Genomic DNA, 26,301 nt, shown 5'->3' on the forward strand with positions numbered 1-26,301 from the left:
ATAGTCATCCGGGATCATGCTCATAACTTAATGCAAGTCCGTGACATTTCTTCAGTGAAGACACGCAGCGTGGGCTCTCCAAGCCCAAACACGATGGCGCCGGGAAGCTATACTCCGGGTCTATCCAAGTTAAATTTGCACCAAAGGTGCCGCGTAAAGAGGGATGACGACCAATGCCGCACATTTCGAATGGCCCACGTCCTGTCGAGTTCAAGGCACTCAAGAAACTAATGAACAGGATGCACCCGGAACCCGAGGACAGGGTCACACCGATTTCTGCAGCAGATACTGAGGTTCCCCCTTGGCAACGCAACGTCGTTTGGACGACTGATGAAATGGGCCTTCTTGCTCTCAGCATTCTTCAGAATTATCCCATCGGCCTCATAATCCTCTGGACTAATGCAAATGGCATCCGGGTACCTATCGATGGACGGCAACGCCTCACGGCTATCGACCATTTTTATAGGGGGCTTGCCGCAATACCTGATCTTCCAGGAGTCCCCGAGGAGTACCGCAAGCGCAAGTTCAAACTCCTCCCCGAGGATGTAGGAACTTATCAGCAACTAGACGTCCGTGACCGTGAGAATTTCGAGGACTACGAACCTCAAATAGTTGAGATAGAGGGGATAGACGAGAAGACAGCCATGGACGTCTTCATCAAGCTGCAGGGCGGCAAGAGTCTGACGAAGACGGAAGTCCGCGCGGCTCTCGGTGGCAACGTTTGCGACTTCGTCACCGAACTCACAAGCTCGCCGTCGGCGACGACTGACGACGACGAAGACGAAGACGAACCTAGCTCGCACCACGACTTCTTCAAGAGGGTCAATATCCGCAACGTACGGAAGGCACACAGGAACCTTTGCGATGTGCTGCTGCACGAGCACCTTTACCCGGGCACAAATAAGCATTGGTCTTCGCTGGAAAACCTCTACCGCGAGAAGATGGCATCGCTTCTGGCTACGGAGAAGGAAACCTTCAAGACTAGACTTCATCAGTTCCAGAATGCCTGTACAGTGTCCGTCGAAGGCCAGCCAGTGTTACTTCCACAGCTCAAGAGCGCCTTTCTCATTTTGACATTCTTCCGCGCGTGGCAGGAGGTCGAGAAGGTCTACAGCAAACCCTCGAACTTCCGCTTCGTTGAAGTTGTCAGTGACTTTGAGTCGCAGCGTGAGCGTCTCAAGAACGAAACCCCCTGGGTCAATTTCTCTGCCGCGTTGAGCAACGCTGGTTACGCAGAGGGCCGGATCAGAGAGCGGCACGACATCCTCATGAGCTTCATTGTGCAGAAGTACCCGACCATGACGACCAAGGACAACAACCGGACCTTCAATGAGGCTCAGAAGATCGGCCTATGGGAACGGGCCGGGCGGCGGTGTGAGCATGAGCAGGACGGCGTCCGTTGCGAGGTGGTTTTCGCCAACTTCCGGGAGGCAGATGCTGATCACATCGTCCGATGGGCTGACGGGGGTCAGACAACCCTGGCAAACGGCCGATTGCTGTGCCAGGCGCACAACCGCGGCAGAGGTGCGTAGACGACTTCCTGTCCGATAGCATCCGTCGATTGCACTAACAAGGGGAAACCATGGCGCCACTCACTCGCTGGCGGCGGATGCTCGATGCGTCCAAAGAAGAAGCTGTTTTGGCAGTCAAGTTGTTCAACGACCCAACCGGGGAGCGCAGCCTTGAAGCTTTCGTTGTCCATATGCACCTTGCTTGGCTCTACCTTTTGCAAGCCGAGTGGACAAAGGCGCGGAAGGACTATCGTGTGCCCGACCCCACGCACAAAGGCTGGTTCAAGAAGATCGATGGAGAGCACCAAACGCCTTCGCTTGACTGGTTCGTAAAAGAAAAATGGAATGACGGATCCGCCGTTCGCGCAAATCTCGAGTTCTTCATCCGGTTGAGGAACAAAATCGAGCACAGGCACAGCGGCAGCAACGACGCCCTGTCCACCGTAATCAGCGGTCAATGCCACGCGCTACTCCTTAACTATGAGGAGGGCATCGTAGGCGTAGGGGGTCAGGGTGATTCGCTCGCAACTGTCCTGCGTTTCCCGGTATTCGTCGGAGGTTTCACCGACCACGGCAAAGACTCGATCGTGAAGCTGACCAACTCCCTTCCCGCTGACCTCCGAACCTTTCTGGCTGAATACGACAAGACACTCAACAACGCAGTATCCAGAGATCCTGGGTACTGCCTGCGTTTGAGCGTCGTCCTCGAAAAGGGGAACAGAAAGGGAGATCTCTCCCTCCAGTTCATCAACATGGACGACCTGGACGAGAGCGCGCAGCAGTCCATCGAAGATGCAGCCGCTAAGGGAGTACTGATCACACAGTCAAAGCAGATTCCCGTGTCCAACTTGGGACACATGAAAGCAGGAGTCATTCGGAAGAACGTCCATGCCGCGATCCCGTATGTCTTCAATATGAACCACTTCACGGCTGCTCATCAGGTCGGTAAGTTTCGCCCCCCGAACGGCGACCCCGCACCGGAGAAGACTCGACATGACTTCGTAGTTTATGACGCCGCCCATAAGGACTACACCTACACGCCGGCCTACCAAAAGTACTTGATCAAGAAGTGCTCCACCCCAGAGGGTTTCAAGGCCGTGACGGGCCGGGACGCCAAGGCCAAGACCAACGCAGACACGGCTAAGTGAGGGAGAAGTCTTTGGAGAACCAAGAACAGGCCCTGCCCGACGAGATTATCAGTGGGGCTAGTAACCTATTCGGTGCTTTCACAAGCGCATCGATAGCAGCCGTGGATCCTGCAATGGCAGCAACAGCGGGCATGGCTGGAGTGCTAGCCGAGGAGACCTTACGATCGCTTCTGACCCGTGCGCTAGGTTACAGGGACCGGCGCAGGGTGAGCGCCGTGGTTGGGCATGCTCAGGAAAGAGTCCGGGTGCTTCAAGCTAACGGTGCGACTATACGTGAGGACGACTTCTGGCGAGCGCGGGGCAATATTCCTCCGGTTGGCCAGGAAGTTTTTGAAGCAGTACTCCTGGCTGCTCAAAAGGAACCTCAGGAACAGAAGATTCCGTACATGGGCAACCTGTTTGCCTACATCGCTTGCCGCCCTGAAATTAGCGATGTTAGCGCCCATTGGCTCGTCAAGACTGCGGAGTCCTTGAGCTGGACACAGTTCGAATTGCTGGCTCTGGTAAACCGTATCGACGAAGTCGATGTGGAAGGGATGACTGTCGGCGAACCTGCTTTGACATGGGACAGTATGGCCCTTCACCGGGAGCTTATCGACCTTGGCGATGGAGAAAAGAGGCTCACAATGGGAAAGACGTTGGCCACTGAAAGCATGGGGCTCGAATTCCCTTCGACCAAGCTCGCCGACCAGACCTTCACCGAAAGTGGAAGGCTGCTTGTGTTTGCCCTCGGAATCGGAGAAATGAAGGGCCCGCGTCTTGACGACCTCGTCGGACGCCTCCGGCGACCATTGGACGTGGAAGGGAAGGCATAGACATCGCTCCTTGGGACAGCAGGCGAAAGTCTCTTAGCGTCATCTCGTCGATCCGCCAGGAACGACGAAACGACAAACTAAGGACTGATCAAGATGACCGCACGCCGAACGCCCGCCAACCGCAAGCCGGCCACTCCCGCCATGAAGCTGTCCGGGGAAATGGTCGAGGTGCCGTCCGAGGCACTCGCCAACGAGGCTGCCGCCGCCGAATCGATCGCCCAGGACGTTGAGGCACCCGCCGACGAAGTGGCCGACGCCATCGCCGAACTCGAAGCCGAAGCGAACGGCTCGCGGAGGGCACCGAAGAAGGCGCCGAAGGCAGCGCCAGCCAAGAAGGCTCCCGCACCAACCGCACACACGAACTGCACCCACGCCAAGTCAGGCGCTGAAGGCAAGAAGGCCCGCGCCGCATGCCGCCGTGAAAAGGCCGCCGAAGCCGCCAAGGCTGCAAAGGCATGACCCGCGACCAGATGATCGCCGCTGCCGACTTCGTGCACGCGTCCTTCGGCCCTGATGCCGATCTCGACATCGACGACGATGGCTCCGCGTTCATCACCACGCCACACGCAACGCTCGAAGGCTTCTTCGCCTTTGACCACGAAAGCGTCTCGCGTCTGACGCTCGTCCCGTAACTTCAACCCACACACCCGGCAACGGGGGTTAGTGGTGGACGCGCTTAGATCAGCCGCCCACCAATGCGATCGTGCATCATGCCGACGCGCTGCATCTGTCGCTGACGCGTCCGCAATGCGCTCCCTGACGATCCAACGATCGCGCTGTGCGTGAATGTGTCAATTCGCCTGTCCACTCGCTTACACGCTCACTGATGACCGATTGCATTGATGTGTTGCCCGACGTCTGCGTCCGCGTGCTTGCGCTCTGCCGATATCGCCGTGATCTATCCGCCGCGCCACCGATGACGTGCCCGCTGCTGCGCTCTGACGCCGCGTGCCTTCATATCGATGCGTGATGATGCATGCGACGCCTGCTGCCGTCTGACGATGCACACTGCGAGTCTGCCGAACGTCTTGCCGCTCGCAACGACATGGGGTCGACACCCCCTCCCCTGGGCAGCTAAATCCTCCCGGAGCGTTCGGGTGCTCACATTGTGTACGGGTCTGGGGAAATCAAAAATAGTACGTAAAGAGCCCTCCGTAGAAGCTTTTGAAGCGGCGAGCGACCTCCCGTACATAGGGGTTGGGATCTAGCCCGCTGGAGCGACTTCCCCTGGGGATTCCTCTGCCTCTTCGGCAATCTGGAGGCCGAGCTTGTGCAGATTGGCCATATGCGCCTGTTGGAGGTCGTCCTGTATGGACGTCAGGAATGCCTTCAGCTTCTTGTCCAACCGGCGAAGCGGCAACCACACGAGTTGAGTCGGTTGAAAAACCTTGGATGCGAAATCCAGCAGCTCAGCCATGCTCGCTAGGTATCGGTCCTCTACGGGACGCGAAAAATACGCCTGGCCACTTCGGATTGCCGGGAACTGACCTTCACTGAAGGCAAGCACTGCCCCAACAACCAAGCTGGCGTACTTGCGTTGGTCGTCGGAGAACCTCACTCGTTCGCCTGCCCTTGCAATTTTGGCAGCCTCGTGTGCCCGCCGAGATATGCCCTCCAGCATGCCCAACACCTTGTCAGTGTTTTCCTCTGGGTTGGTTTCTCTACGGGCCATCGCTTCGTAAGTGTCGGCCAGACGGAAGTCGACAGCCAGCAGATGGAGATGTTGAGCGAAGACTGCCGCCTCTTCGCTCTCTGCCACTGCGGCAACCTTCCGAGACTCAAGCCTAGGGGTGAAGAACCTCCCAATAAATACTGCGCCCACCACAGCACCCATCAAAGACAGCAGCGCCGGCACCAAAACCTGAAAGTCCATACGTCTAAGATAATCGTCATCCCGCTACAAACCCGTACCCGTATATGTATAACGGGTACACGGGCTAGCAACCCGTTTCCATACGGGTTTAGCGGGTTACACGGGTTCGCTCTGCCGCCTTGCCTTTCCGTGGCCGAAACCCGCTGAATCAGTGGCAGCGGAAAATGTCCACGGGACGGCTTGAAAATGAACCCGCTGCGCCCTGCCCATACGGGTTTACCCATGCGGCCCTTCCCGGGGTTACCCTACGAGCATGAAGACAGAGATTAGCCGTAACCAGCACTGCCAGGAGTGTGGGCAGGTGCGCACCGTCCTCTGGACCCGCATCTTCCAAAAGAATGCAAACGGAGAGATCATGATTGATGTCTGGTCGGGGCGCTGCCCGGACAATCATGAGCTGCCGGAGAGCCAGCACCCCTAGCAAGTTGCCGGTACCGGCAGGCTTCCCTCCAATGTGAGCACGATTTGAGCGCAATGCTGCGTGATCAGCAGACATTTTTAGCGCTTAGGGAGTATCGAAATTCGTGAGTTTTCAACGATTTTGCTCTGCCGCCTATGCTTCTGCGAAAGTTCAAATCCCACCGTCACCGCCAGATAACGAGGCCCCTGCTTCCCTTGCAAACAAAGGGAAGCAGGGCCTTTTGCTTTGCCTGAACTTTGCTCCGCAGTAGCGCCGCAGTAACAAAGTTGTTGCGGCGCCCAGCACCGACGGCCGAGAAAGCCGACCAGCGTTGCCGCGCCCGCCGCCGGATTACGGCCGCTAGTACGCCGGCCGGAACCGGGCTTCGTACTCCAACAGACGCGCAGTCTCTGGGAGAAGGGCTGCTGCTGCGCTTATACAGTTGGGTGAGTGGGGCGGCTTCGGTGACCGGCCAGCGTCCCTTCTCCCACATCGTTTTTGGTGCCGGTTCTTCCGGTTTTGCTGCGTCGGCCATGAGCTGGCCAATGCGTGCCGAGTCCGTCTGGGCGGCTTTGAGCGCGTCGGCGTGCTTGAAGGGTTCCGCCAGTGCTTTATCTGCCTGTTCGACGCGCGACCCGGTACGGTTCACACCGCCATCGAGCGGGTGGTTAGGCTGGGTGGATGGCGACAGTTATTCTCGTGCGGCACGGCCGCACCACAGCCAATGCCACTGGACTGCTGGCCGGTCGGGCCGTCGGCGTCAGCCTGGACCAGATCGGGCGGGACCAGGCAGCTCTGACCGGAGACCGGCTCGCGGCCGTGCCCGTAGTCGGGGTGGTGTCGAGCCCTCTTGAGCGTTGCCAGCAGACCGCCCAGCTCATCCTCGATCGCCAGGCTGGCACGCCGTACGCGCCGGTCGATCTCGATCTCACCGAGTGCGATTACGGCCAGTGGCAGGGCCGCACGCTCAGTGATCTCGCGACCGAGGATTTGTGGCCGGTTGTGCAGTCGCAACCGTCCGCCGTCGTCTTTCCCGGCGGTGAATCCATGGCCGCGATGCAGGCTCGGTCGGTGGCAGCGATTCGGCGCCACGATGCAGCCTTCGAAGCCGAGTACGGGCCAGGGGCCGTGTGGGTGGCGGTGAGTCACGGCGACATCATCAAGTCAATCCTCGCCGACGCGTTCGGCATGCACCTTGACCTGTTCCAGCGTATTACCGTGGGCCCCGCCTCCGTATCGATCGTGAGCTACGGGGCTAGTCGGCCGAGCGTCCACGCGACCAACACCGACGCGGGTGATCTGTCGTGGCTGTCGAACGGCATCCACTCTGGCGATGCGCCGGTGGGCGGCGGTGCAGGGCAAAAGGCGCCATGAACCTCATGTGCCTAGAATACTGACATGCCTACACGTGTTCACGAGTTTGCCTGGCCTGATCGGGTCGTCGTTGGCACCATTGGCCTTCCAGGGGCGCGCACGTTCTACCTGCAGGTGCGCGCAGGGACGCAGATCGTGAGTATTGCCCTGGAGAAGCAGCAGTCGGCCCTGCTCGCGGAGAAGATCGACGAAATTCTCGACCAGCTCAGCACCGTCGAGGGCAACCCCTTCAGCGTTCCCACGAGTACTCCCATTGAACTGGTCGACAATGACCAGCTCGAGGCCGTCCAGGAGCAGTTTCGCACCGGCGCCATGAGCTTAGGATGGGACCCAACCACGGCCCAGGTCGTAATAGAGGCCCACCCCATCACCGATGTCGATGCTGATGACAACGACGAATCGCTTGATGAGGACGGCGCTAACGAGCCCGAAATGCTGCTGGTGCGAATGCCCGTCGGCACCGCCCGCGCATTCGCCAAGCGCACCCGTGAGATCGTAGGCGCCGGGCGGCCGACGTGCCCGCTCTGCGGTTACCCCATAGACGCCGACGGGCACATCTGCACCCTTCCCGAGGTCTGATGCCAGCGCCGGACCTAGTGACGGCCGAGCTGACGCTCACCGGCCGCATCACGACGGCTTCAAACGCTACATTTCTGGGCAGCATCGGCGACGTGGTGGTCGTCTATAAGCCGATAGCAGGCGAAAGTCCGCTATGGGATTTTCCCCACGGCACCCTGGCTCACCGGGAGGTGGCCGCCTACCTGGTCTCGCAGGTCTTCGGCTGGGACGTCGTGCCGCACACCTGGCTGCGCGATGGTCCGATGGGCGAAGGAATGGTGCAGCTCTGGCAGGAGCAAGACCCCGCCCAAAGCGCGGTGGACCTGGTCGCGAGGGATGACGTGCCGGAGACGGGCTGGAAACACGTTCTCGAGGGACGAGATGAGAACGGACGGATGGTGGCCCTCGTTCACGAAGACTCGCCAGCGCTCAGACGCATGGCGGTGTTCGACATGGTGGTCAACAACGCCGACCGCAAAGGCGACCACATCCTTGCCATGACGGACGGACACAGGCACGGCGTGGACCATGGGCTCACCTTTCACCGTGACAACAAGCTGCGCACAGTGCTGTGGGGATGGTTGGGAGACGCTCTGACCGCCGAGGAACGCGACGGCATAGTTCGTGTCAGCGAAGGACTGCACGGTGGGCTGGGCCGAAACCTGGCGGACTTGCTCAGCGCCGAAGAAATCGCATCGCTCGCCGCGCGCTGCGCTCGGCTGCGCTTGGCAGGGCGGTTTCCGGCTCCGAGCGGTGAGATGCCGGCGTTGCCCTGGCCGCTGTTCTAAGGGGGAATTACGGCTACGGGCCGCGCAGGCTGTGTCAGGTTGATGGCATGAATCTTAAGGTGGCGACGGAGCTCATCATTCCTGCGCGCGAGCTCGGCTGGCGATTTTCCTAGGAGCCGGGCCCCGCTTCCCTTGCAAACAAAGGGAAGCGGGTCTTTTGTTTTGTCTGGAACGCACTCGTTGGCAATGAAATACTTTAAGGCACCTTTGTGGAAGGCCCTTTGCGGGCATGTACTCAGCGACGTAGTCTCAGCCAGATGAACGGTGAAGGAAAGCCCACGTCAGAAGCGAACGGCCGAGCCAAGAGATCCAGCAGCACAGTATTTCTGCCGATCGGGATCGTCTTCCTTGCCGTTGCGATCGCCATGATCTTCGTGGGCACCACGGCCTGGATCGCGTTCTTCACGATGGGCATCACGTTCCTCATCCTCGGGCTGACGAGTCGCACTAGCAAAGATGAGCGTCCTCAGCCAACCCGCAGCTGATCAGCCCGAAACCACTTCAAATTCCACTTCGCTGTGTCCGCGGAGATCCGCCAGGTCATCGGGCATGAAGGCTGTGTCATCCGGGTGGTGAAAGATCCAACGGCGGGGGTTAGCGATCGTGTGGTTGTTGGAGAAATGAGCCATTGTGGTCGAAGAATTCTGCTGTTGGTCAGTTAGCTGAGGCGGCGATAGCGGATGTGGGTGGCCAGCGGTGAATGAAGTACCTCGGCGGGTTCGAAGCCGAAGGATTCAACCCCGTCGAAGATGCGCTCTCCCGACCCGAGGAGGACCGGTGCGACGTCGAGGGTGAGCTCGTCGATCACACCGGCGATCAGTGCCTGCCGGACGGTCGAAGCCCCGCCGGCGATGTCCACGCCTTTGTCCCCGGCGGCCTGGCAGGCTGCGGAGTAGGCCGCGTCGAAGCCATCGGTGACGAAGTGGAAGACCGTTCCGCCGTCCATCTGGATCGGGTCATGTGCGTGATGGGTCAGCACGAACACCGGCGCGTGGTAGGGCGGTTCGGCTCCCCACCACCCGGTCCATTCCTCATCCCAGTCCCCGCGGATCGGGCCGAACATGTTCCGACCCATCACATACGCACCCCGCGGGCGCATGAGCCACCCGTTCGCGACCTTGTCGGCATCGTTGGCTCGCGGATCGCCGATGTGCCAGCCGTGTAGCTCCCGCCCCCGTTTGCCCAGGGGGTTCTCGCGGCTCTGGTCCGGCCCGGCGACGAAGCCGTCCAACGAGATCGACATGTGGCAAGTGGTGTCCGACACCGCGAACCTCCTGAGTGATTGCGACTTGCATATGGTCGCGTGATTCTGGGGAGCCTAGCACGGGATGGCATCCTTGCCGATAGCCTCACCCGGGTACACCTTTGGGTACAATTGGCTGTGAGACGGCATCATTTAGCATCGCCGCTCCGGCCATGGCGGGTTCAAGAGGATATTGGCCCTCGCGTGCAAGAATCACTGCGTGGATGCCCCGGACCCCCTGACAGTGAAGTGGCCCTCATGCCTGTTCGCGCTTCTTGTCGATTCGCTCCTCGTATGGGTCCCGGCCGTCTTTGTTTTCTTTCTCGCTCCCGCACACGCACTTCCGCTCGCGGCGGGATCCGCGTTGGCCGCCGTAGCAGCCAACTGGACGCTCTACTCCCGCGGGGCCACGCTCGGGACATATCTGGGCGGCTTTCGGATTCGGACCCGGAACGGACAGGCACCTGGTCGCAGGTATGGACTGATCCTCGCCCTGCTGACATTCGCCTCAGTACCCGCGATAGCGGTTCTGCTAGCCATAGCCTTCGCGCCAGGCAATAACGCTTCCGGCCCTTTGGGAAGTCCAGCCAGCTACCCTCTTTTCGGGGAACGGACCCACAGGCGGAAGTTTCTGCAAGCCGCAGACGACTACTGGGAGCTGTGGACCTGACCGCCGCGGCGTCTGGCGGCCGCACCGGATCGGGCGCCGTTCCGCGGCTATAGGGCAGTTCAGGGCGAATGGAGGGCCTGAATTCGCCCTGAACTGCCCGCAGCCTGCATCAGGAGCGCGGGCCGATCACGGCTCCCTATCGAAATGCTCCATCTCCAGGTACGCGTCTTCGTAGGACACGTCACCTATGAGCGCTGCCGCCCCTTGAAGCCATCGCCAATTCGGTCAATGATGGGCTACTGACTTGTCGGCGACACTTCCTCCACCCACGTAGCTATGGCTTGGGTCGGCTCGGGTTCTTGGCTCGCATGTCTGAAGATCAAATCGTACCTGCCCCCAGGAAGTTCTATCGGGAACTCCGATAATTCGCGAAGCTCAGACTTACTATCGTTATCTCCACCTTGGTAGGTCACGTGCAGCCTCATAGCCGCAACGGTAGAACACCCGCTGACTCTAAGAAAGCCCCACCGCGCTCGAACCTGACAGACGTTTGCGAAAGTCGGCAACGTTAGGCTCGAAGGTCAAACCACTGACCGTGGCGCCGTCGCCGCCCCACTTGCCCGCGCTTTAGTGACGCATGCTGCCGCCGCGTCTGTCCTCGCTTTGTACGCTATGCGCCGGTCCGTGGCTATGGGGCAGATCAGGGCGAATGGAGGGTCCGCAACCGCCCTGATCTGCCCGGCAGCCGGCATCAGCGCGGGCACCGATCAGGACTCCCCGCCGAGTTGCTCCATCTCCAGGCACGCGGCCTCGTAGGACACGTCACCCTTACGGAAGGCCTGCTCGAGTTCCCTAGCCCTGCGCCGTGAAGAGGCCGTGCTCAGTGTTCCAGTGAGGCCGGCTTCGAGATAGTCGAGTCGGGAGTGTGTGGGCTGCTGGCCTTGGGCGACCAGGTGCCGGCAGATCGCAGTGCGAAACCAAGCGCCAGGATGCATCAGGCGATATGCGTAGGCTCTGGGATCGACTAAGTACATGCGTCCATGGTTCAACTCCCCGCTGAGAAGACCATGTGTATCCACTGAGTGATCGGGGGCTAGCAGCCCTTTCCCCGAATCGGTCACCGCAAACAGGAAAGCCGTGCTTCCCTTGATTTACAAGGGAAGCACGGCCGATCTCCCACCTAGCCGCGGACGATCACCACGTCCAGCGTCCGGGGGCCGTGGACGCCTTCGACGCGTTCGAGTTCGATGTCGCTGGTGGCGCTGGGTCCGCTGATCCAGGTCTGCGGCCGGGTGGCGTCGAGCCGGCGGAGCGCCTCCGGCAGGATGGCCGTGATGTCCCCTGCCCGGACGATGCAGATGTGCCGGTCCGGGACGAGGCTGATGACCCGGCGGCCCCGGTCCGGGCCGGCGTCGAGGATGATGGTGCCCGTTTCGGCAACCGCGACGGCGCTGCCGGTCACGACGGCGTCCACTCCGTCCAGTTCCTCGACACTGAGCCGGTGCCCGGGCGCGTCGATGACCCGGCGGCTAGAACCGCCGTCCTGAGCGTCCGCCTCCGCGAACAGGGACTGGTCGAGGCCGTGGGGGATGGCGTAGCGGCCGGCGTCTTCGAGCAGCGCGGCGAGCCGCTGCGGAACCGCGGCCGTTTCCTCGACGAAGACGTTCGCCTTGTAATCCAGGAGCCGGTCCGTCAGCAGTTCGATGAGTTCTTCTTCGCCCAGAGTGGAGGTGCGCCGATAGTCGCGGGGCACCTCCGGTACCGCCGGCGCATCACGGAGGGCGGAGCGGATCCGGTCGAGTATTTCTGCGCGGGCGTTCACGGGTTTTCCTCTGTGCCGGCGGACTTTTTGCCGGCGGATCCAGTACCGGCGTCCCCGGTACCGCTTGCGGCCGCCCGTGCAGCGGGGGCCTCGTGCTCTTGGTCCCACCATTGCCGGAAGGACTGCGACGGCGGTGCCGGGATGTCCCGGCTTTGGGTCCAGCCGGCGGCGATGCCGGGCAGTTTGGTGATTTTCCGGTCCGGTCCGGCGGCGAGCCGGCCCAGGGGCAGCGCCTTCTCGACAAGTCCGAGGTTCTTGCCGGAGGACAGCGCCCAGGAGGCCGCCTTCATGCCGAGGTCCATCTGGCTCGGCAGCTTCTTCTTGCCCCGTTTGCTGTCCACGTCCTCGCCGCGCAAGTGCACCAGGATGTCCGGGATATTAATCTTTACCGGGCAGGCGTCGTAGCAGGCCCCGCACAGCGACGACGCGTACGGCAGGGAGTTGTTCTCCTCGGCTGTGATCCCTGTGAGCAGCGGGGACAGGATGGCGCCGATCGGTCCCGGGTAGGTGGATCCGTAGGCGTGCCCGCCGGTGCGTTCGTAGACGGGGCAGACGTTCATGCAGGCGCTGCAGCGGATGCAGTGCAGGGCGGAGCGGCCCATCTCCTCGGCCAGGGCGGCGCTGCGGCCGTTGTCCAGCAGGACCAGGTGGACGTTCTGCGGCCCGTCGTCGGGCGTGACCCCGGTCCACAGCGAGGTGTACGGGTTCATCCGCTCCCCGGTGGAGGAGCGCGGGAGCAGCTGCATGAACACTTCGAGGTCCTCCCACGCCGGCAGCAGCTTCTCCACGCCCATCACAGTGATAAGGGTTTCCGGGAGGGTCAGGCACATGCGCCCGTTGCCTTCGGATTCGACGACGGCGAGCGTGCCGGAGTCGGCGAGTGCGAAGTTCGCGCCGGACACGGCCACCTTGGCGCTGAGGAACTTGCGGCGCAGGTGGGCCCGGGCGGCCGCGGCGAGCCGGGCCGGCTCGTCGGTCAGCTCCGGATCCACGCCCTCCATCTCGCGCAGGAAGATATCCCGGACCTGGCTGCGGTTTTTGTGGATCGCAGGGACCAGGATGTGGCTGGGCTTGTCGTGGTCCAGCTGGACGATGAGTTCGGCGAGGTCGGTCTCGAACGCCGCGATCCCCTGGTCCTCGAGGTACTCGTTGAGTCCGATTTCCTGGGTGGCCATGGACTTGACCTTGACCACCTCGTCGGCGCCCTGGTCCCGGATGAGGTCAGCGACGATCCGGTTGGCTTCGCCGGCGTCGCGGGCCCAGTGGATGGTTCCGCCGCGGGCGGTGAAGTTCGCTTCAAACTGCTCCAGCAGCTCCGGCAGCCGGGCCATGACGGATTCCTTGATCGCCCGGCCGGCCTCGCGCAGCTCCTCCCAGTCGGGGAGCTCGGACACGACGGCCAGCCGCTTGTCCCGGATGGTCCGGGTGGCATGGCCGAGGTTTGCCCGCAACTGGGTGTTGCCGAGTTCGCGGTGCGCGGCTTTCGGGAAGGGCTCGTGCTCGTGCAGGTTGCCGATGCCGAAAACGGGCAGGGACGGCATCCCCAGGAATGTCCCGCTCATCGTGCGGTCCTTCCGGTGGTGAGGCGGACGTCGCCGGTGACGGCGGCGGGGTGCTCGATGGTGCTGGCCAGGATCTCGGCGAAGTGCATCGTGGTGACGCCACTGCCCTGCCGCGACAGGCCGCCGCCGATATGCAGGAGGCAGGACGCGTCGCCGCCGGCGCAAAGCTCCGCGCCGGTGCCGCCGATATTGGCGGTCTTGTCCGCGAGCATCGCCGAGGACACGTCCGCGTTCTTCATCGAGAACGTGCCGCCGAAGCCGCAGCACTGCTCGGCCTCGGGCAGCTCGGCCACCTCGATGCCTGCCACCGAGCGCAGCAGATCCAGCTGCCGGTCGCCGAGCCGGAGCAGCCGCATCCCGTGGCAGCTGGGGTGGTAGGTGATCCGGTGCGGGAAGTAGGAGCCCAGCTGCGCCGCGGCGTCCGTGACGCCCAGGACATCGACCAGCAGCTGGGAAAGCTCATAGGTTTTGTGCCCGACGGCGGCCGCCCGGGCTTCCAGGCCGGCGTCCCCGCAGCGGCGGGCGATCATGGGGTGCTGGTGCTTCACGGAGGCCACGCAGGAACCGGACGGTGCGACGGCGACGTCGTACTCATCCGCCTCGAATGCTTTCACATGGTTGGCGACGACGGGCAGCGCCTCCTTGAAGTAGCCGCTGTTGACGTGCATCTGCCCGCAGCAGGCCTGCCCCGCGGGGAAGACGACCTCGTGGCCGAGCCGTTCGAGGATGGACACGGTGGCGCGCGCCGTGGCCGGGTACATGGCGTCCACGATGCAGGTGGCAAACAACGCGATTCTCACAGGGCACCTCTGCTGGAAACGGACCGGGCGGCGCTCTGGTGTGCGGCCACGGGTGAGGGCATGTACTCGGCCGGCTGCTGCGAGGCACGGACCACGGCGCGCAGCTCACCCAGGCCGCCGCGGAGCACGCCGGCGGCGCGGGCCTGGACCAGGACGTTGCCGAGGGCGGTGGCTTCCACGGGTCCGGCGAGGACGGGCTTGCCGGTGGCGTCGGCGGTGAGCTGGCACAGGAGCCGGTTCTGGGATCCGCCGCCCACAATTTGCACGACGCCGGCGTGCACATCAGCGAGCCGTTCGGCGTCGGCAATGGTCCGGGCGTAGCCGGCGGCGAGGCTGTCCAGGATGCACCGCACGATGTGCGCGGGGTGCTCCGGCAGGACCGCCCCGGTGTTGCCGACGGCGGCCCGGATGCGTTCGGGCATGTTGTCCGGGGCGATGAAGTAGGGGTCGTCGGCGTTGATGACCGGGCCGCCGAGTGGAAGAGTGGCGGCCGCGTCGAGGAGTTCCTCGAGCCCGGGCCGGTAGCCCTCGGCGGCCCAGGTGCGCTGGCATTCGCTGAGCAGCCAGAGTCCGCCAACGTTGCGCAGGTAGCGGATGGTGCCGTCCACGCCGCGTTCGTTGGTGAAGTTGGCGGCCCGGCTGGCCTCGGTCAGGACCGGGTGGGAGAGTTCGACGCCGACCAAGGACCAGGTGCCCGAGGAGACGTAGGCGAAGTCGGGCCGCTCCGCGGGCACGGCGGCGACGGCCGAGGCAGTGTCGTGCGAGCCCACGGCCACCACCTTCGTGGCAGCGGGCAGGCCGGTCCGTTCCGCGATCCCCGGCAGCAGGGTGCCGAGGGTCTCGCCGGGCTGGATCAGCGGCGGAAACAGGTCCCCGGGCAGGCCCAGGGCGGCCAGGAACTCCGTGGCCCACTCCCCCGCGACGGCGTCGAACAGTCCCGTGGTGGAGGCGTTGGTGGCCTCGGTGCGGCGCCGGCCGGTCAGCAGGAATCCGATGAGGTCCGGGATGAGCAGGGCCTGCAGCCCGTCCAGGCCGGCCTCGGTGGCGAGCTGGTAGATCGAGTTGAACGGCAGGAACTGCAGCCCCGTGGTGGCGTAGAGCCGGGCCGGGTCGAGTTCCTGGTGGACCCGGGCGACGACGGCGCGGGACCGGTCATCGCGGTAGCTGAACGGCGCCGCTACGAGCTCGCCGGCGTTGTTGACCAGCCCGTAGTCCACGGCCCAGGTGTCAATCCCGATGCTGGCGATGCCCTCGCCGCGGGCCGCCGCCGCCGTGGCGGCAGCCGCGAGCCCGGTGAGGACCTCAGCGAACAGCGCGTCGAAGTCCCAGCGGAGGCCGCCGTCGAACTCTTTGACGCCGTTGGGGAAGCGGTGCACCGTCTCCAGTTCGGCCCTCGTCCCACCGGGACTGCCCGCGACCCGGCCCAGGATGACGCGGCCGGAGGAGGCGCCGATGTCGACGGCGGCGAACAGGCCGCCGTCGACGTCGGTGGTTGACACCATGCTCATCGCAGGAAGGCGGCGGCGACGCCGGCGTCCACGGGGATGTGCAGCCCGGTGGTGTGGGAGAGCTCGCTGCCGGTGAGCACGGCGGCGGCGTTGGCCACGTTTTCGGGCAGGACTTCGCGCTTGAGCAGGGTGCGCTGGGCGTAGTACTTGCCGAGCTCCTCTTCCTGCACGCCGTAGACCGCGGCGCGCTTGGCGCCCCAGCCGCCGGCGAAGATCCCGGAGCCGCGGACCACGCCGTCGGGGTTGATGCCGTTGACCCGGATCCCGTACTCGCCCAGTTCCGCGGCGAGGAGCCGGACCTGGTGCGCCTGGTCTGCCTTGGTGGCGGAGTAGGCGATGTTGTTCGGGCCGGCGAACACGGAGTTCTTGGAGGAGATGTAGATGATGTCCCCGCCCATTTCCTGGCTGATCATCACCTGCGCCGCGGCTTTGGCCACCAGGAAGGAGCCCTTGGCCATGACGTTGTGCTGCAGGTCCCAGTCCTTTTCCGTGGTTTCCAGGAGCGGCTTGGAGATAGAGAGCCCGGCGTTGTTGACCACCAGGTCCAGGCCGCCGAAGGCCAGGACTGCTTCCTGGATGGCGGCGGCGATCTGGGCTTCGTCGGTGACGTCGGCCTGCACACCGATCGCGACGTCGCGGCCGCCGAGTTCCGCGGCCACGGCCTGGGCGTTGTCCAGGTTCAGGTCGGCGATGACCACGCACGCGCCGTCGGCAGCGAAGCGGGTGGCGATCGCCTTGCCGATGCCCGACGCCGCCCCGGTCACCAGGGCGATCCGGCCGACGTGAGATTTAGGCTGGGGCATCCGGGCCAGCTTGGCCTCTTCGAGGGCCCAGTATTCGATCCGGAACTTTTCGGATTCCTCGATCGGGGCGTAGGTGGAGACTGCCTCGGCGCCGCGCATGACGTTGATGGCGTTGAGGTAGAACTCCCCCGCCACCCGGGCGGTCTGCTTGTTCGCCCCGAAGGAGAACATGCCCACCCCGGGAACCAGCACGATCGCGGGATCTGCGCCGCGCAGAGCGGGACTGTCCGGGGTCGCGTGCCGGCTGTAATACCCCTGGTAGTCCTCGCGGTAGGCGGCGTGGAGTTCCTTGAGCCGGGCCACAGAGTCCTCGATCGAGGCGTCGGAGGGCAGGTCCAGGACCAGCGGCTTGACCTTGGTGCGCAGGAAGTGGTCCGGGCAGGACGTTCCCAGGGCCCCGAGCCGCGGGTGCTCGGCGGCTTCGAGGAACTCCAGGACGGCGGGGTCATCGCTGAAGTGGCCCAGCTGAGGCTTGTCCGTCGAGGCGAGTCCGCGGATCACGGGCGCCAGGGCGGCGGCCTTCGTGCGGCGCTCGGTCTCGGGGAGGGCGGCGTAGCCGGGCAGCTTCGGCCCGAACGGTTCGGTGCGGCCGTGGTCCTTGATGTACTGTTCGGCCTGCTCGATGATCCACAGCGAGTTGGCCTGGGCTTCCTCGCTGGTGGCGCCCCAGGCGGTGATGCCGTGGCCGCCGAGGATGGTGCCGACGGCGTGCGGGTTTGCGTCCTTAATCGCGGCGATGTCCAGGCCCAGCTGGAAACCGGGGCGACGCCACGGCACCCACGCCACCTTCTCGCCGAAGATCTCCTTGGTGAGGGCCTCGCCGTCGGCGGCCGTGGCAATGGCGATGCCGGAGTCCGGGTGCAGGTGGTCCACGTGCGCGGCGTCGACCAGCCCGTGCATCGCGGTGTCGATCGAGGGGGCGGCGCCGCCTTTGCCGTGCAGGCAGTAGTCGAATGCGGCCACCATTTCGTCTTCACGCTCGACGCCGGGGTACACGTTTTTCAGGGCCTGCAGCCGGTCCAGCCGCAGCACGGCAAGACCCTCGGCCTTCAGCGTGCCCAGGTCCCCGCCGGAGCCCTTGACCCACAGGAGTTCGACGTCCTCGCCGGTCACGGGGTCCTTTTCCGTGCCCTTGGCGGAGGTGTTTCCGCCAGCGAAGTTGGTGTTCCGCTTGTCCGCGCCGAGGCGGTTGGAACGGGCAATCAGTTCTTCAACAGTCTTGTTGGCTGTGTTCTGCATGTTCATGCCTTCTTATGCTCCCCATCCGGCTTGCTGGCCGCCGATGCGGTCCTCGTTGATCTTCTTCTGGTAGCCGCTGTCCTTGAAGGCGGCCAGCGGGTCCGCGGGCAGGCCGCGGGATTCACGCCACTGCGCCAGCGCCGGGCGGACATCGGTATAGAAGGCATCGTTGAAGATGCCGTTGGCGGCCAGGACGTCGCCACTGCGCTGGGCCTCGGCCAGCGCGTCGGTGTCGATAAGCAGGGCGCGGGCCGTCATTTCCTGGACGTTGAGCACGGAGCGGATCTGGCCCGGGATCTTTTCCTCCAGGTTGTGGCACTGGTCCAGCATCAGGGCGACGCCGGACTCTTTACCGAAGCCGCCGCCGCGGATGACCTCATGCATGATGCGGAAGAGCTGGAACGGATCGGCGGCGCCGACGATCAGGTCATCGTCCGCGTAGAAGCGGGAATTGAAGTCAAAGGAGCCCAGCTTGCCTAGGCGCAGCAGCTGCATGACGATGAATTCGATGTTGGTGCCCGGGGCGTGGTGGCCGGTGTCGAGGCAGACGAAGGCCTTCTCGCCCAGGGCCAGGGTCTGGGCGTAGGAGGTGCCCCAGTCCGGGACGTCGGTGTGGTAAAAAGCCGGCTCGAAGAACTTGTATTCGAGCACCAGGCGCTGCTCGTCGCCCAGGGCGGCGTAGATTTCCTGCAGGGATTCGGCCAGCCGGTCCTGCCGGCCGCGCATGTCGTCCTGGCCCGGGTAGTTGGTGCCGTCCGCGAGCCAGATCTTCAGGTCCTGCGAGCCCGTGGCGTGCATGATCTCCAGGCACTCCAGGTGGTGATCGATGGCGCGGCGGCGGACCGCGGGGTCCAGGGCGGTCAGCGAACCAAACTTGTACTCGTCATCCTGGAAGGTATTGGAATTCACCGTGCCCAGGCCCACGCCCAGTCCCGCCGCGTACTCCTTCAGGGCCGCGTAGTCATCCACCTTGTCCCAGGGAATGTGAAGCGCAACCGTGGGCGCCAGGCCGGTGAGTTCGTGGACCTTGGCGGCGTCGGCCAGCTTCTCCTGGATGGTGCGCGGGGTGCCGGGGGTGCCGAACACCTTGAAGCGGGTGCCGGAGTTGCCGTAGGCCCAGGACGGGACCTCGATGGCGAGTTCCGCGAGGCGGCCCAGGGCCGTTTCTGTGGTGTTCATGATTGTTCCTTCTGCGGTTGGTGGTTGTCCCCGGCGGCGTTGGCCGCGGACAACTGGTCCTCGAGATTGAAAATTTCGGTGAGCTGGAGGAAGCCCTGGTCCGGTGCTCCCGCGAGATCGTCGAAGAAGCCGGCCATCTCTGCCTGCCAGCGGGCGTTGACGTCCGTGGCTGCCATCCGGGCCTGGGCTCCGGTCAGGCTCTCCGTTTCGAAGTAGCCGATCAAGAGCCCGTCGGGCCGGAGGAAGAGTGAGTAGTTGTTCCAGCCGGAGGCCTTGAGGGCCCGGAGCATCTCCGGCCACACGGCGGCGTGCCGGCGGGTGTATTCCTCGATCAGCCCGGGCTTGACCTGGAGTTGGAAGCAGACGCGTTGCGTGCTCATGAGAGCACCACGTGGCGGTGTTCGATGCCCAGCAGGGACGCGGCGGCCTTGATGTCGGCGGCCCGGTGGCCGACGCAGAGCGCCCAATGGTGGCCGATTCCGGTCTGGCTCCACTGGTCCACCCAGAGCCCGGGGTCCCCGCCGAAGTCCACCCGGGAGGTCGTGTTGCCGATCTGCAGGAGCGGGCCGGGGACCACTTCGCCTTCTGAGGTGACGAAGACGTAGCTTCCGTCCGGGTCCTGGCCGAGGCCGAAGGTGGTGACGGGGCCGTGGCGCACATCGAATTCGACCGAGACGCCCCAGCCGCGCTTGCCGTGGTAGATGCCGAGTCCGCGCAGGAGCGGGTCCTGGGCGGACACGGCAAGGTGGGCCGGACCGTCGTGTCCCATTTCGACCACGTTGTCGAGGAAGTTCAGGGCCTGGATCTCGGTGAAGGATCCTCCGGCGCCGATCGCCTGGGCGGCCAGCATCGCAATGGAGGTCCGCAGCTCGAATTCGCCGGCCATCGGGATGCCCCTGGCGGTCAGGATGGAGGAGCCCAGGATCATCCCGGCGCCCAGCCGTTCGTGCTGTTCCCCGGCCAGTCCGCGGTGGTAGTAGGCCACAGAGTCGAGGTCGAAGTCCTCCACGAGGCGGTCCAGGCCCACCGACACCTGCGCGCCCCAGGCAAAGTCGTCGTCGTTCACGGAATCATCGACAACGAAAAGTTCGCGGGCGAGCTCGAGCCGTTCGGAGACCTCCGCGTCCGTCACTTCGTTGACCCGTTCGCGGAGGTCATCGAATTCGAGGACCTCGACATGGGAGCCGAACGTGGTCGAGACGGTGGTGAGGTCCGTGGCGACATCGAGCATGCCCGGATAGAGGTGGCCCATGAGCCCGTGCCGGGCATTGCGGAGCCGGGCGCGGACGCCGGCGGCGTGGACCCACTGCGTGATCCGCTCCCAGGCGGACTCCTGCTTGAGGTGCCCGGAGACTGAGCGGAAGTCGATGCCGGCCCGGCGGAAGACGTTGGCGACCTCCGGCACGGGGCACTGGCCGCAGTAGGCCAGCCACTTGCCGGTGTCGAAGTTGGCGTGATCCATCGCTTCGGTGGGCTGCAGGTCGATCACCAGGACGGGGGTCTTCGCCCGTTGGGCGATGGGCAGAACCATGGAAGAGGTCAGGTACGTGGTGAGGAAGATGACGATGAGGTCGCAGTCGGCGACTCGCAGCTTTTCGCCGGCCGTCGCGGCTTCCTGGGCGTCGGAGATGAAGCCGGTGTCGACGACGTCGGCGTCGAGCCCCTGGAAGCGGCCAGTGACGTAGCGGACGGACTCCCGCAGCTGCGGCAGCAGTTCCGGGAACTGGGGCCAGTAGGCGCCCAGCCCGCCGGAGACCAGCCCGATGCGGGTGGGGCGGCGCCGGTGCGGGTGCAGCAGCCGGTCGGCCGGTTGTTTCTGGTTCATTTAGGGGGCCTTCCGGCGTGGAAAAGAGAACCTGGGGCTCTGGTGCCTGGTTTCCGGGCACGGCTGTGGGGAAGGCGCCGTGGACCCGGTGCTGTGGCACCGGTGAAGTGGAAATGGTGAGAGGAGGGGATGAGGTGCCGGGCGGGCTGTCGGCGGCCCGCCCGGCCGCTCGGGATGGTTCAGCTACGGATCAGAAGTTGTACTTGTCGATGTTCTCGGCGTTGAAGACGGTCGGCGGGCCGACAATCACCAGGCCACCCTTTTCGACCTTGCGTTCGCCAAGCTCGCCGGCGGTGAAGGTGTCGCCTTCGGCGCCGGTGATCTTGCCGTCCGTAAGGGCCTTGCCGGCGAACGCGGCAACATAGCCAAGCTGCGCCGGGTCCCAGAGGGCGAACTCCTTGACGGTTCCGTCCTTCACGAAGGGCCGCATTTCATTCGGCAGCCCCAGCCCGGTGAGGGCAACCTTGCCCTTGTAGGCAGACGTTGAGAGGTACCGGGCGGTGGCGGCGATGCCCACCGTGGTGGGCGAGATGATGCCCTTCAGGTTCGGGTGGGCCTGCATGAGGCCTTGGGCCTCCTGAAAGGACTTGGTGTCGTTGTCATCGCCGTAGACCTTGGCAACCAGCTTGATGTCCTTGTACGCGGGGTTGGAGGCAAGCTCCTCCTCCATGTACTTGATCCACTCGTTCTGGTTCGTGGCGTTGGCCGTGGCGGACAGGATGGCGATCTCGCCACTGCCGCCGATCTGCTCGGAGATCAGCTTGGTCTGGATCAGGGCAACGTCCTTGGCTACCACCTGGCTGATGAAGACGTCGCGGCAGTCGGGGTTGGTGTCAGAGTCGAACGCGACAATCTTGGCGCCGGCGGAGCGGGCTTCGCCGAGGGCCGTGCAGACGGCGTCGGGGTCGTTGGCGGCAATCGTGATGACGTTCGTGCCGGCCTGGGTCTCGGCGTTGATGAAGGAAACCTGGCTGGAGGCGGAGGCTTCCAGCGGTCCGACGACCTGGGAGGAGGCGAAGCCTGCCTCGGTGGCGCCCTTCTTGCCGCCGCCCAGGACGACGTCCGTGTACGGGTTGTTCAGCTGCTTGGGGATGAAGGTGATCTTTTGGTCCCCTCCCGCTGCTGAGGGGCTGTTGGTATCACTGGAGGATGCAGAGCCGCTGTTGCAGGCTGTCAGTGCCAGTGCGGCCACGGCGGTGATGGCCACCATGCTTCCCAGTCGGCCGGTCCGGCCCGTGTTCTTGCGGTTCAACATCATCGTTCTTCCCTTTTCCTTCGTGCGGTAGGTGCGGCCGGCCCCAGGCGGGCACGGTTTCTGTGGTGCTGGTGTGCAGATTTCAGGTGGCCTTGCTGGTGAAACTTCGGCGTACGCGCCGGGTGTGGCGCCATTGCCTGATCGCGGAGCCGATACTCGGTGCCACCACCGAGACGATCAGCAGCAGCCCGGTCACCGTGATGAGGACGACGTCGGACACCCGGGCCAGGCGGAGGGCGTAGTTGAGCGTCCCGATCAGCAGGACGCCGGCGATGACGCCGGGAATGGAGCCCTTGCCGCCGAAGATCGACACGCCGCCCAGCAGGACAGCGGCGATGACGGCCAGTTCCAAGCCGGAGGCGTTGTCGCTGCGGGCGCTCGTGTAGCGCAGGGTCCAGTAGATGCCTGCGAGCGCAGAGACGGCGCCGGATCCGACGTACAGCCAGAACTTGCTGCGCGCCACGTTGATGCCGACGAAGCTGGCGGCTTCCTTGCTGTAGCCCATCGCATAGAGCCCCCGTCCGAACGGCGTGAAGTGCAGCAGCACGCCGAAGAAGACCATCACCAGCACGACGCCGATCATCACCGTGGGGATGCCGGTCCCGCCGATTTTGGAGGTGAAGAAGGCGGTCAGCGCCTTCGGGAAGTTGGCCACCGCGTTGTCGCCGATGATGACCAGGGCCAGGCCGCGGAACAACGCCAGGGTGCCGATGGTGACCGCCAGGGAGGGCAGCCCGAGGACCGCGATCAGGAAGCCGTTGAACATGCCGGCGGCAACGCCTGCCAGCAGGCTGATGGCCAGGACCAGCCAGATGTCCATCCCGCCGGCCCAGAGGACGCCCATCAAGGCGCTGGTCAGCCCGGCCGTGCTGGCCACGGACAGGTCGATCTCGCCCGTGATGATGATCAGCGTCATCGGCATGGCGATCAGCAGGACCGGGATCACGTCCAGGAGCAGGAAGCCGGTGGTGACCGGGGAGGCGAAGCGCGGGATCGCGATGGCGGCGTAGATCAGGAAAGCAACCAGGGCGTAGATGGTGATGGCGTCACGGCCGGTCAGGATCCGTGCGGCGCCGGTCCGGCCCTTCGGTTCGCTGGCCAGCGGCTTGGTGTTGTCAGCCACGGGCGCCGGTGCCGTGCTGGTGGTGGACGTGGTTTCAGACATTGCGAGCCTCGCTAATCCGCAGTTTCTTGGCTGTGCGCAGGCTGGCCACGCGGTCGATGATGATGGCGGTGAGGATCAGCACGCCGACGATCGCCTGCTGCCAGAATTTGTCCACCCGCAGGGCGGTCAGGGAACTGGTGATGGTGGTCAGGAGCACCGCGCCGAGGGCGGCGCCGGTCACCGATCCGCTGCCGCCGAAAATGGCCACGCCGCCGACGACGGCGGCCGCCACCACGGTCAGTTCCATGCCGGTGCCGGTGGTGGCGCCGACCGAGTTGAAGCGGCTGGCGTAGAGCACGCCCGCCAGGCCGGCGAGCGCCCCGTTGGCCAGGAAGGCCAGGAACACGCGCTTGGAGACCTTGATGCCGAAGGCAGTGGCCGCGTCCGGGTCCGAGCCGATGGCGTACAGGTCACGTCCCGGGCGGGTGCCGGACATGTAGACGGCCACGGCGATCACGACGACGATGGCCAGCAGTGTGATGACGGGGAACCCCAGGAAGGTGTTCACCGAGAGGGCGCCGAACTCCTCCGGACGGTCGCCGGCGAAGAACTGTTTGCCGCCGGCCCAGGCGTTGTTCAGGCCGCGGTACACGTAGAGCGTCCCGAGCGTGATGACCAGGGCAGGAACCTTGGCCAGGGTGACCAGGGCGCCGTTGATGGCGCCGAGCACTGCCCCGAAGGCCATGCCGATCGCAAAGACGGCGATGATCGGCACGTCCGGCACGGCCGCGAAGATGGAGCCGGTGCCGAAGGCGACCAGTCCCAGCATGGAACCGACGGAGAGGTCGATGTTCCGGGTGATAATCAGCAGGGTCTGCCCTACGGCCAGAATCATGATGATGGTGGCGTTGAGCAGCAGGTCCTTCACGCCCTGGGCGGTGAGGAACAGCGGGTTGATCAGGTAAGTGACGAATACCAGCAGCGCCAGCGCGATCAGCACGGGGAGTTCGCGCATCCGCAGCACCGCAGCGGCTGCGCCGCGGGCGCCGGCGGCGGGCGCCGTCGTCGTTGCGTTCTTGTGGTCCAGAGCTGAGCTCACAGGGTTCCTCCTGCGGAAGACGTGGCGGCGTGCATGACCGATTCGGGATTCGCATCGGCACGGTCGAGTTCGGCGGTGATCCGGCCTTCGCGCATGACCAGGACGCGGTCTGCCATGCCGAGGACCTCGGGCAGTTCGGAGGAGATCATCAGAATCGCTATTCCGCGCCCGGCGAGGACCGAAATGAGCCGGTGGACCTCGCTCTTGGTGCCGACGTCGATGCCGCGGGTGGGTTCGTCGATGATCAGCAGCCGCGGGTCCGTGGCCAGCCACTTGGCGAGCACCACCTTTTGCTGGTTGCCGCCGGAGAGCGTGGAGACGGCGTGCTCCTGCGACCCGGTCTTCACCTGGAGCCGCTGGCTCCACTCCTGGGCGGCGCGCCGCTCGGCGGCACCGTTGATCAGGCCCGCCGTCGTGAACTTGTTGCGCAGCGTGAGCGTGACATTCCGGGCCACGGACAGGTCCATCACCAGGCCCTGCTTGCGGCGGTCCTCCGGGACGAAGCCCATCCCGGCGGTGATGGCCACCTGGGGATCCCGGGGCTTGAGCGTGCGCCCGTCGAAGGTGATGGCGCCGGCGTCGTAGGGATCAATACCGAACACGGCACGGGCCACCTCGGTGCGGCCGGCGCCCACGAGGCCGGCCAGGGCAACGATTTCCCCGGCGCGGACCTCGAAGCTGATATCGCGGAACACCCCGGCGCGGCTGAGGCCGTCCACTTTCAGGACCACGTCGCCGATCTCGGCAGGCGTCTTGGGGAACAGTGCGCCAATGTCGCGGCCCACCATCTCGCGAACGATCTGTTCGACCGTGACGTCGGCGGTCCGGTGGGTGGAGATGTAGCGGCCATCCCGCATGACGGTGATGCGGTCGCACAGGTCAAAGACCTCATCGAAACGGTGCGAAATGAAGAGGATCCCGGTCCCGCGGTCCCGGAGGCTCCGGGCGACGGCGAACAGCCGTTCCACCTCGACGCCACTGAGGGCGGCGGTGGGCTCGTCCATCACCAGGACTTTGGCGTCCAGCGAAATGGCCTTGGCGATTTCAATGATCTGCTGGTCCGCGATGGACAGGCCCTCGGCGATGCGGGTCGGCTCAATCGGAACGCCAAGCCGTTCGAACAGCTTGTGCGCCTCCCTGACCATCGTCGCCTTGCTGATGAGCCCGAGGCGGCCTTTGGGCTGGCGGCCAATGAAGATGTTCTCTGCAACACTCAGGTCCGGAAAGAGTGTGGGTTCCTGGTAGATGACCGATATGCCAGCATCCTTGCTCTCGGCAACGTTGCGGAACTGCACGCTCTGGCCCGCCACCCGGAAGTCGCCGGAATCGGGGTGGTGCAAACCTGCCAGGATTTTCACCAGCGTGGACTTGCCGGCGCCGTTCTCCCCGACCAGCGCGTGGATTTCGCCAGCCTCGATGTTGATGGTTCCATCGGCCAGGGCGACGACCGGGCCGAAGGTCTTGGCTGCGTGAGAGAGCGAGAGGACCGGAACCGGCTCCCCCTCAGAGGGGCCAGACCGGGAACTGTATGTCTGCTGCATAAAATTAACCGCACCTTTGGGGCTTAGTGAACGCTGCCTTAGTGGACACTTCCTCAGTGAACACCTTGTGAACGCTGTAATGAATCGTTTCATAGCCAGCTGTGATTTGAATCATAGGGTCTTCAAATGGACACGTCAACCGTGGTCGATCATTCGTGACGCGCCTTTTGATTCGTTTCAATGAAAGGGTTCAAAGTGGGTCCCGGCGGGTATCCTGAAGTGAGTAGTTGGCCGACGGTGCGC

General features: G+C 64.3%; 24 protein-coding genes. 10 read left to right on the top strand and 14 right to left on the bottom strand.

The window, feature by feature from the left end:
• Nucleotides 1-173 precede the first annotated feature (173 nt).
• The 5 genes from ACFRJ8_RS16315 (at nucleotide 174) to ACFRJ8_RS16335 (ending at nucleotide 4,106) form a co-directional block, all read left to right on the top strand.
• Complete coding sequence (locus tag ACFRJ8_RS16315) at nucleotides 174-1,532, top strand: HNH endonuclease family protein (RefSeq protein WP_377987194.1); 1,359 nt, start codon at nucleotides 174-176, stop codon at nucleotides 1,530-1,532.
• 50 nt (nucleotides 1,533-1,582) lie between these two features.
• Entirely contained in the window at nucleotides 1,583-2,659 is a 1,077-nt protein-coding gene (locus ACFRJ8_RS16320) for a DUF3644 domain-containing protein (protein ID WP_377987195.1), read from the top strand.
• Between the two features lie 11 nt (nucleotides 2,660-2,670).
• A complete protein-coding gene (locus ACFRJ8_RS16325; RefSeq protein ID WP_377987196.1) occupies nucleotides 2,671-3,474 on the top strand; it encodes a hypothetical protein in 804 nt (267 codons plus the stop codon).
• Between the two features lie 93 nt (nucleotides 3,475-3,567).
• Nucleotides 3,568-3,933 carry a hypothetical protein gene (locus ACFRJ8_RS16330; protein ID WP_377987197.1) on the top strand — a complete coding sequence of 122 codons (366 nt, stop codon included), beginning with the start codon at nucleotides 3,568-3,570 and terminating at the stop codon, nucleotides 3,931-3,933.
• The gene (locus ACFRJ8_RS16335; RefSeq protein WP_377987198.1) at nucleotides 3,930-4,106 is read left to right on the top strand and encodes a hypothetical protein; all 177 of its coding nucleotides are present in this window, start codon (nucleotides 3,930-3,932) and stop codon (nucleotides 4,104-4,106) included. Before ACFRJ8_RS16330 ends, ACFRJ8_RS16335 begins: the two co-directional genes overlap by 4 nt.
• A 572-nt stretch (nucleotides 4,107-4,678) precedes the next feature.
• Here ACFRJ8_RS16335 and ACFRJ8_RS16340 read toward each other — a convergent pair.
• Nucleotides 4,679-5,347 carry a hypothetical protein gene (locus tag ACFRJ8_RS16340; protein WP_377987199.1) on the bottom strand — a complete coding sequence of 223 codons (669 nt, stop codon included), beginning with the start codon at nucleotides 5,345-5,347 and terminating at the stop codon, nucleotides 4,679-4,681.
• Nucleotides 5,348-5,600: 253 nt separating this feature from the next.
• Here ACFRJ8_RS16340 and ACFRJ8_RS16345 point away from each other — a divergent pair, with 253 nt between their 5' ends.
• The 5 genes from ACFRJ8_RS16345 (at nucleotide 5,601) to ACFRJ8_RS16365 (ending at nucleotide 8,952) form a co-directional block, all read left to right on the top strand.
• On the top strand, nucleotides 5,601-5,768 hold the full coding sequence (locus ACFRJ8_RS16345; RefSeq protein ID WP_377987200.1) for a hypothetical protein: 168 nt from the start codon (nucleotides 5,601-5,603) through the stop codon (nucleotides 5,766-5,768).
• A 660-nt stretch (nucleotides 5,769-6,428) separates the two neighbouring features.
• Nucleotides 6,429-7,121 (top strand): MSMEG_4193 family putative phosphomutase, encoded by a 693-nt coding sequence (locus ACFRJ8_RS16350; protein ID WP_377987201.1) that lies wholly within the window; start codon nucleotides 6,429-6,431, stop codon nucleotides 7,119-7,121.
• Between the two features lie 24 nt (nucleotides 7,122-7,145).
• On the top strand, nucleotides 7,146-7,700 hold the full coding sequence (locus ACFRJ8_RS16355; RefSeq protein ID WP_377987202.1) for a DUF3090 domain-containing protein: 555 nt from the start codon (nucleotides 7,146-7,148) through the stop codon (nucleotides 7,698-7,700).
• Nucleotides 7,700-8,467 (top strand): SCO1664 family protein, encoded by a 768-nt coding sequence (locus ACFRJ8_RS16360; RefSeq protein ID WP_377987203.1) that lies wholly within the window; start codon nucleotides 7,700-7,702, stop codon nucleotides 8,465-8,467. Before ACFRJ8_RS16355 ends, ACFRJ8_RS16360 begins: the two co-directional genes overlap by 1 nt.
• 257 nt (nucleotides 8,468-8,724) lie before the next feature.
• Complete coding sequence (locus ACFRJ8_RS16365) at nucleotides 8,725-8,952, top strand: hypothetical protein (RefSeq protein WP_377987204.1); 228 nt, start codon at nucleotides 8,725-8,727, stop codon at nucleotides 8,950-8,952.
• A gap of 173 nt (nucleotides 8,953-9,125) precedes the next feature.
• On the opposite strand, the gene ACFRJ8_RS16370 is transcribed toward ACFRJ8_RS16365, so the two are convergent.
• The 13 genes from ACFRJ8_RS16370 to ACFRJ8_RS16430 all read right to left on the bottom strand — a co-directional run bounded on the left by ACFRJ8_RS16370 (nucleotide 9,126) and on the right by ACFRJ8_RS16430 (nucleotide 26,058).
• A complete protein-coding gene (locus tag ACFRJ8_RS16370; RefSeq protein ID WP_377987205.1) occupies nucleotides 9,126-9,710 on the bottom strand; it encodes a dihydrofolate reductase family protein in 585 nt (194 codons plus the stop codon).
• A 1,790-nt stretch (nucleotides 9,711-11,500) separates the two neighbouring features.
• Entirely contained in the window at nucleotides 11,501-12,142 is a 642-nt protein-coding gene (locus tag ACFRJ8_RS16375; RefSeq protein WP_377987206.1) for a lactate utilization protein C, read from the bottom strand.
• Entirely contained in the window at nucleotides 12,139-13,704 is a 1,566-nt protein-coding gene (locus tag ACFRJ8_RS16380; RefSeq protein WP_377987207.1) for a LutB/LldF family L-lactate oxidation iron-sulfur protein, read from the bottom strand. Before ACFRJ8_RS16380 ends, ACFRJ8_RS16375 begins: the two co-directional genes overlap by 4 nt.
• Entirely contained in the window at nucleotides 13,701-14,504 is an 804-nt protein-coding gene (locus ACFRJ8_RS16385; RefSeq protein WP_377987208.1) for a (Fe-S)-binding protein, read from the bottom strand. The genes ACFRJ8_RS16380 and ACFRJ8_RS16385 overlap by 4 nt, the downstream gene beginning before the upstream one ends.
• Nucleotides 14,501-16,006, bottom strand: coding sequence for a rhamnulokinase family protein (locus tag ACFRJ8_RS16390; protein ID WP_377987340.1), 1,506 nt, complete (start codon nucleotides 16,004-16,006; stop codon nucleotides 14,501-14,503). The genes ACFRJ8_RS16385 and ACFRJ8_RS16390 overlap by 4 nt, the downstream gene beginning before the upstream one ends.
• Before the next feature lie 2 nt (nucleotides 16,007-16,008).
• Nucleotides 16,009-18,060, bottom strand: a complete 2,052-nt coding sequence (locus ACFRJ8_RS16395; RefSeq protein ID WP_377987209.1) for a bifunctional aldolase/short-chain dehydrogenase — start codon at nucleotides 18,058-18,060, stop codon at nucleotides 16,009-16,011.
• A gap of 6 nt (nucleotides 18,061-18,066) precedes the next feature.
• Nucleotides 18,067-19,233, bottom strand: a complete 1,167-nt coding sequence (gene rhaI / locus ACFRJ8_RS16400; protein ID WP_377987210.1) for an L-rhamnose isomerase — start codon at nucleotides 19,231-19,233, stop codon at nucleotides 18,067-18,069.
• The gene (locus ACFRJ8_RS16405; protein WP_377987211.1) at nucleotides 19,230-19,613 is read right to left on the bottom strand and encodes an L-rhamnose mutarotase; all 384 of its coding nucleotides are present in this window, start codon (nucleotides 19,611-19,613) and stop codon (nucleotides 19,230-19,232) included. Before ACFRJ8_RS16405 ends, rhaI begins: the two co-directional genes overlap by 4 nt.
• The gene (locus ACFRJ8_RS16410) at nucleotides 19,610-21,058 is read right to left on the bottom strand and encodes an arabinose isomerase (protein WP_377987212.1); all 1,449 of its coding nucleotides are present in this window, start codon (nucleotides 21,056-21,058) and stop codon (nucleotides 19,610-19,612) included. Before ACFRJ8_RS16410 ends, ACFRJ8_RS16405 begins: the two co-directional genes overlap by 4 nt.
• A gap of 190 nt (nucleotides 21,059-21,248) precedes the next feature.
• Nucleotides 21,249-22,316: a rhamnose ABC transporter substrate-binding protein gene (gene rhaS / locus ACFRJ8_RS16415; RefSeq protein ID WP_377987213.1), complete on the bottom strand. Its 1,068-nt coding sequence runs from the start codon at nucleotides 22,314-22,316 to the stop codon at nucleotides 21,249-21,251.
• Nucleotides 22,317-22,395: 79 nt separating this feature from the next.
• Complete coding sequence (locus ACFRJ8_RS16420; RefSeq protein WP_377987214.1) at nucleotides 22,396-23,478, bottom strand: ABC transporter permease; 1,083 nt, start codon at nucleotides 23,476-23,478, stop codon at nucleotides 22,396-22,398.
• Entirely contained in the window at nucleotides 23,471-24,517 is a 1,047-nt protein-coding gene (locus ACFRJ8_RS16425) for an ABC transporter permease (RefSeq protein WP_377987215.1), read from the bottom strand. Before ACFRJ8_RS16425 ends, ACFRJ8_RS16420 begins: the two co-directional genes overlap by 8 nt.
• Nucleotides 24,514-26,058 carry a sugar ABC transporter ATP-binding protein gene (locus ACFRJ8_RS16430; protein WP_377987216.1) on the bottom strand — a complete coding sequence of 515 codons (1,545 nt, stop codon included), beginning with the start codon at nucleotides 26,056-26,058 and terminating at the stop codon, nucleotides 24,514-24,516. Before ACFRJ8_RS16430 ends, ACFRJ8_RS16425 begins: the two co-directional genes overlap by 4 nt.
• Nucleotides 26,059-26,301 lie beyond the last annotated feature (243 nt).

The organism is Arthrobacter sp. NPDC056886 (assembly GCF_042788715.1).
Classification (GTDB): domain Bacteria; phylum Actinomycetota; class Actinomycetes; order Actinomycetales; family Micrococcaceae; genus Arthrobacter.